The organism is Streptomyces sp. NPDC059850, from assembly GCF_042731515.1.
Taxonomy (GTDB): Bacteria; Actinomycetota; Actinomycetes; order Streptomycetales; family Streptomycetaceae; genus Streptomyces.
The window spans coordinates 77,419-91,721 of record NZ_JBHWJI010000016.1; the positions used below are offsets into that span (position 1 = coordinate 77,419).

General features: G+C 72.9%; 13 protein-coding genes. 6 read left to right on the plus strand and 7 right to left on the minus strand.

Going from position 1 to position 14,303, the window contains the following annotated elements:
• Window position 1 precedes the first annotated feature (1 nt).
• Genes ACFV9T_RS15630 through ACFV9T_RS15640 form a run of 3 tightly spaced genes read right to left on the minus strand, consistent with a single transcriptional unit; the run spans window position 2 to window position 3,998 of the window.
• Window positions 2-430: a DUF742 domain-containing protein gene (locus ACFV9T_RS15630; RefSeq protein WP_385440349.1), complete on the minus strand. Its 429-nt coding sequence runs from the start codon at window positions 428-430 to the stop codon at window positions 2-4.
• Window positions 427-912 (minus strand): roadblock/LC7 domain-containing protein, encoded by a 486-nt coding sequence (locus tag ACFV9T_RS15635; RefSeq protein WP_385440351.1) that lies wholly within the window; start codon window positions 910-912, stop codon window positions 427-429. Before ACFV9T_RS15635 ends, ACFV9T_RS15630 begins: the two co-directional genes overlap by 4 nt.
• On the minus strand, window positions 909-3,998 hold the full coding sequence (locus tag ACFV9T_RS15640; RefSeq protein WP_385440354.1) for a nitrate- and nitrite sensing domain-containing protein: 3,090 nt from the start codon (window positions 3,996-3,998) through the stop codon (window positions 909-911). Before ACFV9T_RS15640 ends, ACFV9T_RS15635 begins: the two co-directional genes overlap by 4 nt.
• 331 nt (window positions 3,999-4,329) lie before the next feature.
• Between ACFV9T_RS15640 and ACFV9T_RS15645 the strand changes: the two genes are divergently transcribed.
• Entirely contained in the window at window positions 4,330-5,103 is a 774-nt protein-coding gene (locus tag ACFV9T_RS15645) for a protein phosphatase 2C domain-containing protein (RefSeq protein ID WP_385440357.1), read from the plus strand.
• A gap of 464 nt (window positions 5,104-5,567) precedes the next feature.
• On the opposite strand, the gene ACFV9T_RS15650 is transcribed toward ACFV9T_RS15645, so the two are convergent.
• A complete protein-coding gene (locus ACFV9T_RS15650) occupies window positions 5,568-6,101 on the minus strand; it encodes a MarR family winged helix-turn-helix transcriptional regulator (RefSeq protein ID WP_385440359.1) in 534 nt (177 codons plus the stop codon).
• A gap of 216 nt (window positions 6,102-6,317) precedes the next feature.
• On the opposite strand from ACFV9T_RS15650, the gene ACFV9T_RS15655 reads away from it, so the two are divergent.
• Entirely contained in the window at window positions 6,318-7,199 is an 882-nt protein-coding gene (locus tag ACFV9T_RS15655; protein WP_385440361.1) for a lysozyme, read from the plus strand.
• A gap of 67 nt (window positions 7,200-7,266) precedes the next feature.
• Entirely contained in the window at window positions 7,267-7,851 is a 585-nt protein-coding gene (locus ACFV9T_RS15660; RefSeq protein WP_385440364.1) for a TetR/AcrR family transcriptional regulator, read from the plus strand.
• Window positions 7,852-7,923: 72 nt separating this feature from the next.
• Here ACFV9T_RS15660 and ACFV9T_RS15665 read toward each other — a convergent pair whose 3' ends face one another.
• The 3 genes from ACFV9T_RS15665 to ACFV9T_RS15675 all read right to left on the minus strand — a co-directional run bounded on the left by ACFV9T_RS15665 (window position 7,924) and on the right by ACFV9T_RS15675 (window position 11,252).
• Window positions 7,924-8,475, minus strand: coding sequence for an NAD(P)H-dependent oxidoreductase (locus ACFV9T_RS15665; protein WP_385440366.1), 552 nt, complete (start codon window positions 8,473-8,475; stop codon window positions 7,924-7,926).
• Between the two features lie 100 nt (window positions 8,476-8,575).
• Window positions 8,576-10,990: an endopeptidase La gene (gene lon / locus ACFV9T_RS15670; RefSeq protein ID WP_385440368.1), complete on the minus strand. Its 2,415-nt coding sequence runs from the start codon at window positions 10,988-10,990 to the stop codon at window positions 8,576-8,578.
• 37 nt (window positions 10,991-11,027) lie between these two features.
• Window positions 11,028-11,252 (minus strand): hypothetical protein, encoded by a 225-nt coding sequence (locus ACFV9T_RS15675; protein ID WP_385440370.1) that lies wholly within the window; start codon window positions 11,250-11,252, stop codon window positions 11,028-11,030.
• Window positions 11,253-11,411: 159 nt separating this feature from the next.
• Between ACFV9T_RS15675 and ACFV9T_RS15680 the strand changes: the two genes are divergently transcribed.
• The 3 genes from ACFV9T_RS15680 to ACFV9T_RS15690 all read left to right on the plus strand — a co-directional run bounded on the left by ACFV9T_RS15680 (window position 11,412) and on the right by ACFV9T_RS15690 (window position 14,233).
• Window positions 11,412-12,146: a spermidine synthase gene (locus ACFV9T_RS15680; protein ID WP_385440372.1), complete on the plus strand. Its 735-nt coding sequence runs from the start codon at window positions 11,412-11,414 to the stop codon at window positions 12,144-12,146.
• A 141-nt stretch (window positions 12,147-12,287) separates the two neighbouring features.
• The gene (locus tag ACFV9T_RS15685; RefSeq protein ID WP_358623761.1) at window positions 12,288-13,028 is read left to right on the plus strand and encodes a response regulator transcription factor; all 741 of its coding nucleotides are present in this window, start codon (window positions 12,288-12,290) and stop codon (window positions 13,026-13,028) included.
• Window positions 13,025-14,233 carry a sensor histidine kinase gene (locus tag ACFV9T_RS15690; RefSeq protein ID WP_385440374.1) on the plus strand — a complete coding sequence of 403 codons (1,209 nt, stop codon included), beginning with the start codon at window positions 13,025-13,027 and terminating at the stop codon, window positions 14,231-14,233. The genes ACFV9T_RS15685 and ACFV9T_RS15690 overlap by 4 nt, the downstream gene beginning before the upstream one ends.
• The last annotated feature ends 70 nt before the right edge of the window (window positions 14,234-14,303 follow it).

The window sequence follows — 14,303 nt, forward strand, 5'->3', positions numbered from 1 at the left end:
CTCAGAGTCTGCGAAGTCCAACGAGCACCCTTTCGAGCAACGCGCGATCCGGCTGTCCCGGGCCCCGCCCGGTGCCGTACACGCGGATCTTTCCCTGATCGGCGAGATCGCTGAGCAGGACGCGGACCACGCCCAGCGGAATCTTGAGCATCGCGGAGACCTCCGCGACCGAACGCATTCTGCGGCACAGGTCGATGATGGCCCGTATCTCCGGCAGCATCCGCGCCCCCGGTCCGTCGCCCTGTGCCTCTTCCGGCGCCGGAGCCAGGGCCGGGTCCACCGGTCCGTCCACCGGTCCGTCCGCGGGCTCCAGCGACGCCACGAACGTCTCCACCAGCAGCACATGCCCCGTGCGGGTGCGCCCTCCGGTGAGCGAGTACGGACGCACCCGCCCCGGTCTGCGAGCGGCCCGGCCGGACGCCGCCGTCACCGCGCCGACTCCAGCGACCTCCGTAGTTCGGACCGCAGTTCGGGGGTGAGCACATGTCCGGCCCGGCCCACGAACAGCGCCATGTGGTACGCGACCACCGACATGTCGCAGTCCGGGGTGGCGTGCACCCCCAGCAGCGAACCATCGCTGATCGACATGACGAACAGACTGCCCTCGTCCATCGCCACCACCGTCTGCTTGACTCCGCCGCCGTCCATCAGCTTCGCCGCGCCGAGCGTCAGGCTGCCGAGCCCCGACACGATCGTCGCGAGGTCCGCGGTGGAACCCTTCGGGCCGTCCTGGACCGTCGGGCCCGTGGGCGCGGCGACGTGCCGCGCGTCGGAGGACAGCAGCATCAGCCCGTCGGACGAGACGACGGCCACCGAGCGGACCCCCGGCACCTCCTCGACCAGGTTCGCCAGCAGCCAGTGCAGATTACGGGCCTCGGAACTCAACCCGTAGGTACTACTGGGCGCATTCACCCGCGTGCCTCCTCAACCGTGCCGCCCCCGTCCTGCGCCCCCGTTTGCGCCGTGCCCCGCTGTTCTGCCGCGCTGTGTGCGGCGATCTCGGCCTCCGCGTCCCGGTGGCCGTCCCGCGCGCCGCGCTGAAACCCGCCCAGCCTACGCCGCAATTCCTCCGCGTTCACCGACCCTGTGCGCTCCTGCGGGTCGGTGTCGCGGAGGGCCACGCTCCGCGGTGTCCGCTTGGGAAGTCCCTTGCCGGTGCGGGGCAGTTGGCCGGTCGCCTCCGGGGCGCGGGTGTGCTGGTCGGGCCCTATCGCGTACGGGTCGTGTGGCTGGTCCCGCTGCTGCGGCTGCTCCGGCTGCTCCGGCTGATCCACCGGACCGGCCGGGTCCGCCGGGCCCCAGGCGTCCGCCGCGGCGGGCCGCACCGCGCGGGCGTCGAACGGCTGCTCGCCGCCCGGCGCTTCCTGCGGATGGTCCGCCGGAACGCCGCCGGGCACGGTCAGTTCCATGGTGCGCTCGGTGGCCTGGGCCGTCTTCGGGGTGCGCTTCGGCAGGACCGGCAGCTCCTCCCCCACCGGGCCGGGGGCCGGATGCCCGCGCGGCGGCGTCGGCTCCATGAGGTACGGGTCCTCGTCCGCGCCGCCCGCCCAGGCCTCGCCGGGGGCGGCCCACGACACCGTCTCGGGGACGGCGCTCTCGGGGCCCGCGTCCTGCGCGGCGGGTTCCGGTTCCGGCTCGCGCTCGGGGGTGGGGTCCGTACGGTCCGTACCGCCAAAGTCCGTACGGTCCGTACCGCCGAAGTCCGTACCGTCCGTACCGCTGAAGTCCGCCGCGCCGACCGCGCCGACCACTTCGGCCGCGTCCGCCGCCGGGCGGCGCTGGCCCGGTACGCCTCCGCCACCCGCGACCCGGCCGTGGTCCGGGAGGGCGTTGCCATTGGCCTCGGCCGCGGCGCCCGGGAAGGCGGGCAGGCCGGTGGCGCCGCCGAGCGGGCCGCTCGCGGCGGCGGGCGGGGCGGGCGGGAGTCCGGCGCCGGGCGGGCCCGCCGGGAGGATCTTGACGGGCAGGACGACGACGGCGGCCACCCCGCCCGGCTGCTGCTCGCGCAGCGACACCCGTACGCCGTGCCGCGCGGCGAGCCGGGTTACCACGTACAGGCCGAGCCCCAGCGGATCGTCCGGCTGCGGGCCCTGGCAGTACTCGGGGACCGGGTCGGCGAGCCGTTCGTTCAGCTCGGCGAGGCGCTCGGGCGTCATGCCGATGCCCTCGTCCTGGACGGAGAGCATGACCTCGCCGCTCTCCAGCAGCCAGCCGGACACCTGCACCGCGGCGTCCGGCGGCGAGAACGCCGTGGCGTTCTCCAGCAGTTCGGAGATCAGGTGGCTGACGCTGTCGGCGGCGAACCCGGCCACCTGCGCGTGCGGCGGCAGCGACTGGATGTGCACCCGGTCGTACCGCTCGACCTCGCTGATCGAGGCGCGCAGCACGTCCAGCAGCGGCACCGGGCCGGGGTGGTTCGTCTGGTGCTCGGAGCCCGCGACGATCAGCAGGTTCTCGCCGTAGCGGCGCATGCCGGTGGCGAGGTGGTCGAGCTGGAACAGCGTTTCGAGCCGGTCGGGGTCCTGCTCCTGCTCCTCCATGGACTCGATGATCGCCAGCTGCCGCTCGATCAGCCCGAGGCTGCGCAGCGCCAGGTTGACGAAGCTGCTGTGGACCCGGGCGCGCAGCCCCTCCAGCCGGGTGGCGACCGCGTCCCGCTCGGCGCGCAGCTCGGCCGCCTCGTCGGCGAGTCGGCGCCGCTCACCGGCCCAGTGGGTGCGTTCGCCGTCGAGCCGGGTCAGCCTCTCGTGCTGGCGCAGCGCCGCCTGGTGGAGTTCGTTGACGGCCCGTACGGCGTCGGCGAACTCGTCGTTACGGCCCTTGAAGGCGATCGGCTGCTCGGCGGCCGGGCTGGCCGCGACCCGGCGGGCGCCGCGCCGCAGCGCGGACAGCGGGCGGGTCATCGAGCGGGCGCTGTGGATGCTGGTGCCGAGGGCGAGCAGCAGACAGGCACCGGCCAGGGCGATGCTCACCTCCAGGGCGGTGACCTCGTCGTCGCGCAGCTGCCCGAGCCGGGTGATCTCGGCGGAGGCGAGCGCGGACTCGGCCCCGCGCATCCGGTCGATGCGGGCGGTCAGGGCCGCTTCGAGGCGGCTCTTGTTGACGAACAGGTCCTGACCGGAGAGCTGGGGCTGATCGGTGAGCCGGTCGAGGTAGCGCTCGGCGGTGGTGACCTCGGTGCCGTTGACGGTGCGGTCGTAGGCGTCGCGCGCGGAGGCCGGGGCGAGCTGCCGGAAGTCGGCCAGCGCGGACTGCTCGCGCACCTCGGAGCGCTGGGCGGCCACGGTCAGCCGGGACCGGCCGCCGCGGTCGGCGAGCGCGGCGAGCAGCAGCCCACGGGTGGCGGACGCCTGCTCCACGGCGCGGCCGAGCGGGGCGAGCGCGGGGGCGGGACCGGTGTCGGCGTCGGGCGGGAGCTTGCGGGCGAGGGTGTCGGCGACCCGGTTCAGCGCCTGGACGGCCTCGGTGTACGCGTCGAAGACGTCGAGGGACGAGCCCTTGCCGGTCAGCGCCTGCTGACGGATCTCGGGGAGCGTGCCGAGCAGCGCGGCGAGGGCGGCCGGGACCTGCCCGCGCACCTCCGCGACCTGCCGGTCGACCCGGGCGCGCTGGTCCTCGGAGACGCCGCCCCCGGCGGCGGCGGTGGTGGTACGGCCTGCGGCGACGAACGCGGTCATGGCGTCGCGTTCGTCGGCGAGGGAGTGGGCGAGGGCCACCGTGCCCCGGTTGGCCTCGGCCAGCTCGACCAGCTTCTGCACCTCGGTGGCGTCGTCGAGGGCGCTGAGGACGGCGGGGGCACCGGCGGCGAGGACGGCGACGGAGACGAGGGCGACGGACGCGGTCAGCCGGTTGCGGACGCGCGCGGGGCGCCCCCGTGGTGGCTCCGGCGCCGCCGTGGGTTCTGGAAGGGGCCCGGCCGCTTCCTGTTCCTGCTCGTGCTGATCACGGGACTCACTGACGTGCTCGCGCTTGGTGCCCCGAAGCCGCTTCTTCCGCACCGGTGCTCACCATCTTTTCTCGCCCGACCGCTGTGGTTCCAGACCGCTGTGGTTCCAGAGGTGACGACGGATCAATTCTTGTGTTTCCCCACCCCCCGGCAGGGATTCCGACCCTTCCAGGGACGGCTACGGGGCGGGTACGCATCACCCACCCGGCCCACCCGAACGAGTGAACCGCATTGCGTAGTTGAGCACCAACTTTCGTCCCGGACCATACCCGGCGGCCGAATTTCCCGGGCTGGAAAACGCTTGCCCGTCCTGGCAGGATGCCCATCCCCCTGCCCATCCCCTGCCCACGCCCGCACCAGGGCGTGCGCGGCAGAATGACGGCATGCGCATCGAACTCGCGACCGCCCCCGGCGATCCGCAGCGCCCCAACGAGGACTACGCGTCCGTGGCCCTGCCCGCGTCGGGGCACGGCGGCGCGCTCGTGGTACTGGACGGGGTCACGCCGCCGCCCGATGGCGACACCGGATGCGCCCACGGCGTTCCCTGGTACACCGTCCGGCTGGGCGGCGCGCTGCTCGAACTGACCGGTTCGCGGCCGGATGCGACGCTCACCGACTGCCTCGCCTACGCGATCGAGCGCACTGCCGAGGCACATAGTTCAACATGTGACCTTTCTCACCCTCTTACTCCGCAGGCGACCGTCGTCGTGGCGCGCTGGGGCACGGACCGGGTCGAGTACCTGGTGCTCTCCGACTCCGCCCTGCTCATCGAGCGGACCGGGGGCGCGGTGACGGCCGTGCTCGACGACCGCATCGACCGGCTGCGCGCCGAGGGGCGGCGGGTCGGCCCGCTGCGGAACATCGAGGGCGGCTTCTTCACCGCGGCGGCCGATCCCACGGTCGTCACCAAGGCGGTCACCGGCAGCCTGCCGCGCACGGAGGTACGGGCGCTGGCGGCGCTCACCGACGGGGCGTCGCGCTGGGTCGAGGTGTTCCACGAGGGCGACTGGGCCGCCTGCCTCGGACTGCTGCGCAAGGAGGGGCCGCAGGCGCTGATCGACCGGGTACGGGCGGCGGAGCACGCCGACCCGGACCGGGCGGCCTTCCCGCGCGGCAAGGCCCACGACGACGCGGCGGCGGTCTTCGTCGAGCCGTAGCGGCCCGCGCTCGCGCGACGGCCCGCCCGTCGGCCTGGGCGGCCGCACCTGTGCGGGGCGTAGCAGCCGAGCGGCGGCGGCCGTTGCGAAACGCGGCCGCCCCCACCGAGCGCGGGGCCCGCTGCCGCGACGGCCGTTGAAGCGCGGCTGCCCCCGCCGAGCCGCGACGTCCGCTGGCGCGGCGGCCGCCCCCACCGGCGCGGGCCCGACCTCACCGGACCCGAGCAGCCACACCCGTACGGGACGTCCTCGCCGAGCCACGGCGGCCATCGGCGCGCGGCCGCCCCGCCGAGGCGCGGCACTCGCCCGCGCCGATCCCGAGCCGTCTCGCTCGGGGTGGGTGCCCCGTCCGGCGGGTCGTCAGCGGGCCCGCCCGCCAACGCGTCCAGAGGCCGGGTACCGCAGTCGCCACACCCGCGTCGCCGGATCGGCGCGGCTCGCCGATCCTGGCGTACATGAGCGCCCTACTGGTCCCGCTCCGCGCGGGCTGTCTGCCCGGGCTCGTCGGCTTCCTGCGAGCTGTTCAACTGGTGCAGCAGCCGCGCGAGTTCGGCGACCTCGCTGCGCTCCCAGGCGGCGAGACGGCGGGCGTACCGCGCGCGCCGGGCGCCGCGGACCCGGCGGAAGCGGGCCCGGCCCTCGTCCGTCAGCTGCACCAGGAAGGCCCGGCCGTCCGCCGGGTCGGGCGCCCGGGTCACCAGCCCGAGCCCCTCCAGCGCGCGCAGCTGACGGCTCATCGTCGCCTTGCCCACACCGATGTAGGCCGCGAGGTCCGTCGCGCGCTGCTCCCCCGCGTCCTCCAGCCGCATCAGCAGCCCGTACGCGGCGGATTCCAGGTCGGGGTGGACCTCGCGGGCCAATTCGCCCGAGGAGGCGCGGGCGCGGCGGAGGAAGACCGCCAATTCGCGCTCCAGCGCCAGAAACGCGTGGTCCACACCAATTCCACCCACGGTCGCGCCCGCACCCTCCTCGGGGGGCGTTGCCCCGTTGTTGTGCACGTCAGAGCCCTCTCCGGGTTTTCACATCGTGAAAGTTTCTTGCCCGCGCGGCTGTTACCGCAGCTCCCTCAGTATTTCGCAGGATTAGACCAACGGCAGCCCACTCCGGCCCTTCCTCCTCGCTATCTACGCCCATAGCGTCGTTCCTGACATGGCCATTCCAATCGCATCCCCCCACTCCCCCCGCTCCCCCCACCGAGGCTTCGGAGGCACGCCATGCCTGTGCTCAGACCCGGCCCCACCCGGCGCACCCCCAGCGCGCTGACCGGCCTGCTCGCCGCTCTCCTCACCGCCCTCCTCACCGCGTCGTTCGCGCTGTCCGCCCCCGCGTCCGCCGACGACGACCCGGCCGTGAACAGCGGCGGCACGAAGGCCATCCCCCACCCCGAGGACGACTGGGCGGGTTCGCAGATACTCAAACACGAGGGCGGCTCGACGACCGGCGAGCCCCCGTCGCCGTCCGATCTGCTCGCCACCGTCGAAGGCGTGGACGTCAGCAGCCACCAGGGCAACGTCGCCTGGTCGACCCTCTGGAGCAGCGGGGTCAAGTTCGCCTACGTCAAGGCGACCGAGGGCACCAGCTACACCAATCCGTACTTCTCCCAGCAGTACACCGGCTCGTACGGCGTCGGCATGATCCGCGGCTCGTACCACTTCGCACTGCCGGACAACTCCTCCGGCGCCGCCCAGGCCAACTACTTCGTCGACCACGGCGGCGGCTGGAGCAAGGACGGCAAGACCCTGCCGGGCGCGCTGGACATGGAGTACAACCCCTACGGCGCCACCTGCTACGGCAAGAGCACCAGCGCGATGGTCAGCTGGATCAAGGACTTCACCAGCACCTACAAGTCGCGCACCGGCCGCGATCCGGTGATCTACACCTCCACCAGCTGGTGGAAGACCTGCACCGGCAACTCCAGCGCCTTCGGCGGCGCCAACCCGCTGTGGATCCCGCGCTACGGCTCCTCCGTCGGCGAGCTGCCCGCGGGCTGGGGCTTCCACACCATCTGGCAGTACACCTCCTCCGGCCCGACGGTCGGCGACCACAACCTCTTCAACGGCGCGATCGACCGGCTGAAGGCCCTCGCCAACGGCTGAGCCTCATTCGTTCCTCACCTCCCTCGCCCTCCGGCGCACGGACAGGTCTGTCTGTACGCTGGAGGGCATGACCACGAGCAGCGTCCGCCCCTCCGCGCGCGACCGCATCCTGTCCACGGCGACCGAGCTGTTCAACGCCCACGGGATACGGGGCGTCGGAGTGGACCGGATCATCGCCGAGTCGGGCGTGGCCAAGGCGACGCTGTACTCCCACTTCCGCTGCAAGGACGATCTCGTCCTGGCCTATCTGCGCGCCACGGACACCCACTGGCGCGGGGCGCTGACCGAGGCCGCCGAGGCCGCCGGGCCCGATCCGCGCGACCAGCTCACCGGCGTCTTCGACGCGCTGAGCGCGGCGGCCCGGCGGGACGGCTTCCGCGGCTGCGCGTTCACCCGCACCGCGGGCGAGACGGAGCCGGGCACCGCCGCGCACACCGCGACGGCCGAGCACAAGCGCGCCGTACGGGCCTGGCTGACCGAGCTGGCCCGGGCGGCCGGAGCCGCCGACCCCGCGCGACTCGCCCTGCGGATCTCGCTCCTCGTCGACGGCGCGATGGCCGCGGCGGCGCTGGAGCCCCGGCCGGAGTTCGCGGAGGCGGCGCGGGAGACGGCGCGGGTGCTGATCGCGGAGGCGTGCCCGGCCCGGGTGTAGCCCCTAGGACTCCGAATACGGCGAAGGGCCCGGCCGCGTACGAGCGGCCGGGCCCTTCCCCCGTATGCGCTGTCACACCGTGGCGAGGTCGCGCTCGCGCACCACCCCGGACGCCAGCAGCGCGCGGTAGTCCTCCTGGTACGCGGCGAGCGCCGCGTCGTCCACCGCGTGCGTGCCGTGGATGACGAACGGCTCCTCGTACGTCATCCCGGAGATGTTCGCCGTCGCGTCGAAGGGCTTGAGCAGCTCGGCGACCGTGAAGCGGTTGAATCCGCCGGGCCGGTACATCTCCTCCGCGGCCCCCGCCGTGGTGGCGACGAGCAGTGCCTTGCCCCGCAGCGAGGTGCCGTTCGAGCCGTACGCGAAGCCGTACAGGAACACCTCGTCCAGCCACTTCTTCAGCAGCGGCGGCGCCGAGTACCAGTAGAAGGGGAACTGGAGCACGATCCGGTCGTGCTCCAGCAGCAGCCGCTGCTCCCGCTCGACGTCGATGCGCAGGTCCGGGTAGGTGGCGTACAGATCGTGGAGCGTGACGCCGTCCACCGGACGGGCGGCCTCGGCGAGGGCGGCGTTGACGCGTGAGGCGGCGAGGCCGGGGTGGGCGAGGACGACGAGAGTGCGCACGGCTTTCCTCCGCTGGGAACGGCATACGAACAGACAGGTCTGTCTGGTTCGCCGCCCAAGCTACCAGACAGACCTGTCTACCCTCAATGAAGTGCGTCCGTCACGCCGCCACCGGGACCTCCGGGGCGCTCGCCGAGGCGGGCTGGAGCGCCAGCTCCAGGACCTGCCGGACGTCCGAGACCGGGTGGACGTCGAGCTTCGCCAGCACCTCGGGGGGCACATCGTCCAGGTCCGGCTCATTCCGCTTGGGGATGACCACGGTGGTCACCCCGGCCCGGTGCGCCGCCAGCAGCTTCTGCTTGACGCCGCCGATCGGCAGCACCCGCCCGGTCAGCGAGACCTCGCCCGTCATCGCCACGTCCGGCCGCACCTGGCGGCCCGACAGCAGCGAGGCCAGCGCGGTGGTCATGGTGATGCCCGCGCTCGGGCCGTCCTTGGGCACCGCGCCCGCCGGGACGTGGAGGTGGATGCCGCGTTCCTTCAGATCGGCGACCGGAAGCTCCAGCTCCGCGCCGTGGGAGCGCAGGAAGGACAGGGCGATCTGGGCGGACTCCTTCATGACGTCGCCCAGCTGGCCGGTCAGTGTCAGCCCCGCGCCGCCCGTCTCGGCGTCCGCGAGCGACGCCTCCACGTACAGCACGTCGCCGCCCGCGCCCGTCACCGCGAGCCCGGTCGCCACTCCGGGGACGGAGGTGCGGCGCTCGGCGGGGTCCTGCGCGGACTCCGGGGTGTGGTGCGGCCGCCCGATCAGCGGACGCAGCTCCTCCACCCCCACCGTGAACGGCAGTTCGCGCGTCCCCAGCTCGTGCTGGGCCGCCACCTTGCGCAGCAGCCGCGCGATCGAGCGCTCCAGGGTCCGTACGCCCGCCTCCCGGGTGTACTCCCCGGCGAGCTTGCGCAGCGCCTCGTCCGCCACCTCGACCTCGCCCGGCTCCAGACCGGCGCGCTCCAGCTGCCGGGGCAGCAGGTGGTCGCGGGCGATGGTGACCTTCTCGTCCTCGGTGTAGCCGTCCAGCCGCACCAGCTCCATGCGGTCCAGCAGCGCCTCCGGAATGGCCTCCAGGACGTTGGCCGTGGCCAGGAAGACCACATCGGACAGGTCGAGTTCGACCTCCAGGTAGTGGTCCCGGAAGGTGTGGTTCTGCGCCGGGTCCAGGACCTCCAGCAGGGCCGCGGCCGGGTCGCCGCGGAAGTCGGAGCCGACCTTGTCGATCTCGTCCAGGAGGACCACCGGGTTCATCGAGCCCGCCTCCTTGACGGCCCGTACGACCCGGCCGGGCAGCGCGCCCACGTACGTACGCCGGTGGCCGCGGATCTCCGCCTCGTCGCGGACGCCGCCGAGCGCGACCCGGACGAACTTCCGGCCCATCGCGCGGGCCACGCTCTCGCCCAGGCTGGTCTTCCCGACCCCGGGCGGGCCGATGAGCGCCAGCACGGCCCCGCCGCGCCGACCGCCCACGACTCCGAGGCCGCGGTCGCTGCGGCGCTTGCGCACCGCCAGGTACTCGGTGATCCGCTCCTTCACGTCCGCCAGACCCGCGTGGTCGGCGTCGAGCACCGCCTGGGCGCCCGGGATGTCGTACGCGTCCTCGGTGCGCTCGTTCCACGGCAGCTCCAGGACCGTGTCCAGCCAGGTGCGGATCCAGCTGCCCTCGGGGCTCTGGTCGCTGGCCCGCTCCAGCTTGTCGACCTCCTTCAGCGCCGCCTCGCGCACCTTTTCCGGCAGATCGGCGGCCTCGACCCGGGCCCGGTAGTCGTCGGACTCGTCCTCCGGATCACCGTTCAGCTCGGCCAGCTCCTTGCGCACGGCCTCCATCTGCCGCCGCAGCAGGAACTCGCGCTGCTGCTTGTCGACGCCCTCCTGGACGTCCTTGGCGATCGACTCGGCCACGTCCTGCTCGGCCATGTGATCGCTCAGCCAGCCCACGGCCAGCCTGAGCCGCGCCACCGGGTCGGCCGTCTCCAGCAGCTCCACGCGCTGGGCGACGCTGAGGAAGGGCGAGTATCCGGAGTTGTCGGCGAGCTGCGAGACATCGTCGATCCCCTGCACCCGGTCCACGACCTGCCAGGCACCGCGCTTGCGCAGCCAGCTGGTGGCCAGCGCCTTGTACTCCTTCATCAGCTCGGTGACGGCACCGGGCAGCGGATCGGGCACGATCTCCTCGACCGCGGTGCCCTCGATCCACAGCGCGGCCCCGGGCCCGGTCGTCCCGGCCCCGACCCGCACCCGCCGCACCCCGCGGATGAGCGCCCCGGGATCTCCATCGGACAACCGCCCCACCTGCTCGACGGTCCCGAGCGTGCCGATCCCCGCGTACGTCCCGTCGATACGCGGCACCAGCAACACCCGCGGCTTCCCCCCATCGCCATCGGCCCGGGCAGCGGCCTGCGCGGCCTCCACGGCGGCGCGCACATCGGTATCGGAAAGGTCCAGCGGGACCACCATGCCGGGCAGCACGACCTCGTCGTCGAGAGGCAGCACGGGCAGGGTGAGCGGTGTAGACAGCGAAGCCATGATCTCCCCTTCGGCAGGCAAGTTGAGCTATGCAGACTCAATGCGCGTAAGGCCTCAGGTGTTCCCAGCGCTGCGTTCGCTGTGAGCGATCGCCTGACCGCGTCGCTGAGCGGCACGGCGGGCGTATGGCCAGCAGGGTGAGCAGCGGCCGCTGGGAGAGGTGGGAGACGTCGGTGCTGGAGCCGGTGAGCACGGCGTGGACGGTGTGGGGGTCGCCGAGGTGGGCGTAAAGGCCGGTGCCGAGGAGGATCAGCGCACCCATCCCCGTGAGTCATCTCACCGGTCCCGCGATGTGAAGGTCGACACATTTGCGCCACATCTCCGCGCCATCAATCGGTTGGACCGGCGGGTCGCCTCGGCGCGAGGATGAGGGCGTCAGGTCATACGAGCCATCCGAGGAAGCCCCGGGAGGACCCGCGCCATGCAGTCGCCGTACGACATCGCCGACGACCGGCCGGTGACCGTCGACCGCCGGGAGGGGCCGTACGGCGAGGTCGTGCTGCGGCGGCGGGGCGGCGGCTCCGGTGCGGGCGTCCGCTCAGACAGTGCTGTCTTCGAGATCATCGCCAATGGGTGCTTCCTCATGGACACCTCCGACGGCCGCTCCGAGCGTCTGCTGATCCGCGCCGCGCTCGGCGCGCTGCCGCCGGGGCGTCCTTCGCCCGCGCTGCTCATCGGCGGCCTCGGCGTGGGGTTTTCGCTGGTCGAGGCGGTTTCTGAACCCCGGTGGGGGCGGATCGCGGTGGTCGAGCGGGAGGCTGCGGTGATCGACTGGCACCGGGACGGACCGCTGGCGGCGCTCTCCGGCGAGGCGCTGGCCGACCCCCGGACGGAGATCGTCCACGCCGATCTCGTCGCGCATCTGCGGCACCCCACGGAGGGCGCGCGACCGTACGACGCGCTGTGCCTGGATATCGACAACGGCCCCGGCTGGACCGTCACCGAGGACAACGGCGGGCTGTACTCGCCCGCCGGGCTCGCCGCCTGCGCGGACCGCCTCACCCCCGGCGGGGTGCTGGCCGTCTGGTCGGCCCAGCCGTCGCCCGCGTTCGAGCAGGCCCTCCGGAATGCCGGGTTCACATCGGTGCGTACGGAAGAGATCACCGTTGCCCGGGGTGTGCCCGACGTGGTGCATCTCGGGATTCGAGGCGCGTAGCCGAGCCGCGTAGGCTGCCCTTACGCTTGCTTGCCTACGAAAAGTGGCCGGTTAATGACCAGGCGCGGAACGCGTGGGTTTCGGCACGCGCGCAAACGGTAGGCGGCCGCGGATTCATGAGAACGACGCAGGGGCGGGCGTATGGAGCAGATGCACAACGGCCACAACGGGGGCGCCACGACCACCCCGGGCGCGCAGCGCCGGATTCTCGTCGTCGAGGATGATCCGACCATAGTGGACGCCATCGCGGCCCGGCTGCGCGCCGAGGGATTCCAGGTGCAGACGGCCGCGGACGGCCCGGCGGCCGTGGACACGGCCGAGGCATGGCAGCCGGACCTGCTGGTCCTCGACGTGATGCTGCCGGGCTTCGACGGTCTGGAGGTCTGCCGCCGGGTGCAGGCGCGACGGCCGGTGCCGGTCCTGATGCTGACCGCGCGGGACGACGAGACCGACATGCTGGTCGGGCTCGGAGTCGGCGCCGACGACTACATGACCAAGCCGTTCTCGATGCGCGAGGTGGCGGCCCGGGTGCATGTGCTGCTGCGGCGGGTCGAGCGGGCGGCGCTGGCCGCCAACACCCCGCGCAGCGGGATCCTGCGCCTGGGCGAGCTGGAGATCGACCACGCCCAGCGCCGGGTGCGGGTGCGCGGCTCGGACGTCCATCTGACGCCGACCGAGTTCGACCTGCTGGTCTGCCTGGCGAACACCCCGCGCGCGGTGCTCTCCCGGGAACAGCTGCTGGCCGAGGTGTGGGACTGGGCGGACGCCTCCGGCACCCGGACCGTGGACAGCCACATCAAGGCGCTGCGCCGGAAGATCGGCGCGGAGCGGATCCGTACGGTGCACGGCGTCGGCTACGCCCTGGAGACGCCCGCGGCATGAAGAAACCTCCCGGGACCACATGGGCTCTGGACCGGCACATCCGGCGGGTCCGGAGCCTGTCCCGGAGCCAGCGCATCCGCACCACCTGGAACAGGGTGTGGGAGGCGCTGCGGCCGTTCGATCCGTACCGCTCGGTCAAGGCGGCGCTGGGCGCGCTGGTCATCGGGTCGGTCATCATCACGACCCTGCTGGTGTTCGCGGCGATGCACTCGGACACCGAGCTGCGCGTGATCACGGTCTTCTCGATCATCGCCTCGCTGCTGATCACCCAGTTCGTGGCGCATGGGCTGACCGCCCCGCTGGACGAGATGACCGAGGTCACCAAGGCGATGGCGCACGGCGACTACACCCAGCGGGTGCGGGCGGCGCAGCGCCGGGACGAGTTCGGGGACCTGGCGAGTTCGTTCAACCGGATGGCGGCCGACCTGGAGGCGGTGGACACCCACCGCAAGGAGCTGGTCGCCAACGTCTCGCACGAGCTGCGCACGCCGATCGCGGCGCTGCGGGCGGTGCTGGAGAACGTCGTGGACGGCGTCTCGGAGGCGGACCCGGAGACGATGCGGGTCGCGCTGCGCCAGACGGAGCGGCTGGGACGGCTGGTCGAGCAGCTGCTGGATCTGTCCCGGCTGGACAACGGGGTGGTGCCGCTGCACGCCCGCACCTTCGAGGTCTGGCCGTATCTGGCCGGGATCCTCAAGGAGGCCAGCATGGCCAAGGGCGCGGACGCGGGCTCGGGCAAGCACACCCGTAAGGACGTCCATCTCGATCTCGACGTCTCGCCGCCGGAGCTGACCGCGTACGCGGACGCCGAGCGGCTGCACCAGGTCATGGCCAACCTGATCGACAACGCGATGAAGCACAGCCCGGCGCACGGCCGGGTCAGCGTGCGGGCACGGCGCGGTGAGGGGCCGGGGGCCCTGGAGCTGGAGGTGCAGGACGAGGGCCCGGGCATCCCGGAGGCGGAGCGGCACCGGGTGTTCGAACGCTTCAACCGGGGCAGCCTCTCCCCCAACGCCGGGGGCCCGGCGCCCGGCGCCCGGCCGCGGCCCGGTCAGGGCAGCGACGGCGGGACCGGTCTGGGCCTGGCCATCGCGCGCTGGGCGGTCGATCTGCACGGCGGACGCATCGGGGTGGCTGAATCCCCTCGGGGCTGCCGAATCAAAGTCACCCTTCCGGGGGACGTCCAGAGATCAAAATTGACGTAAAGTCGGTGACGGAAGCGCACATCTGAGCGGTGTGGGTGCACTTTTGCGTACCCACATCCCGGACGGTCAT

Excerpts from the sequence above, each read along its gene's own strand:
- lon (WP_385440368.1), bottom strand. The coding sequence starts at position 10,990 with ATGGCTTCGCTGTCTACACCGCTCACCCTGCCCGTGCTGCCTCTCGAC.
- ACFV9T_RS15690 (WP_385440374.1), top strand. The coding sequence starts at position 13,025 with ATGAAGAAACCTCCCGGGACCACATGGGCTCTGGACCGGCACATCCGG.
- ACFV9T_RS15655 (WP_385440361.1), top strand. The coding sequence starts at position 6,318 with ATGCCTGTGCTCAGACCCGGCCCCACCCGGCGCACCCCCAGCGCGCTG.
- ACFV9T_RS15660 (WP_385440364.1), top strand. The coding sequence starts at position 7,267 with ATGACCACGAGCAGCGTCCGCCCCTCCGCGCGCGACCGCATCCTGTCC.
- ACFV9T_RS15685 (WP_358623761.1), top strand. The coding sequence starts at position 12,288 with ATGGAGCAGATGCACAACGGCCACAACGGGGGCGCCACGACCACCCCG.
- ACFV9T_RS15680 (WP_385440372.1), top strand. The coding sequence starts at position 11,412 with ATGCAGTCGCCGTACGACATCGCCGACGACCGGCCGGTGACCGTCGAC.
- ACFV9T_RS15675 (WP_385440370.1), bottom strand. The coding sequence starts at position 11,252 with ATGGGTGCGCTGATCCTCCTCGGCACCGGCCTTTACGCCCACCTCGGC.
- ACFV9T_RS15645 (WP_385440357.1), top strand. The coding sequence starts at position 4,330 with ATGCGCATCGAACTCGCGACCGCCCCCGGCGATCCGCAGCGCCCCAAC.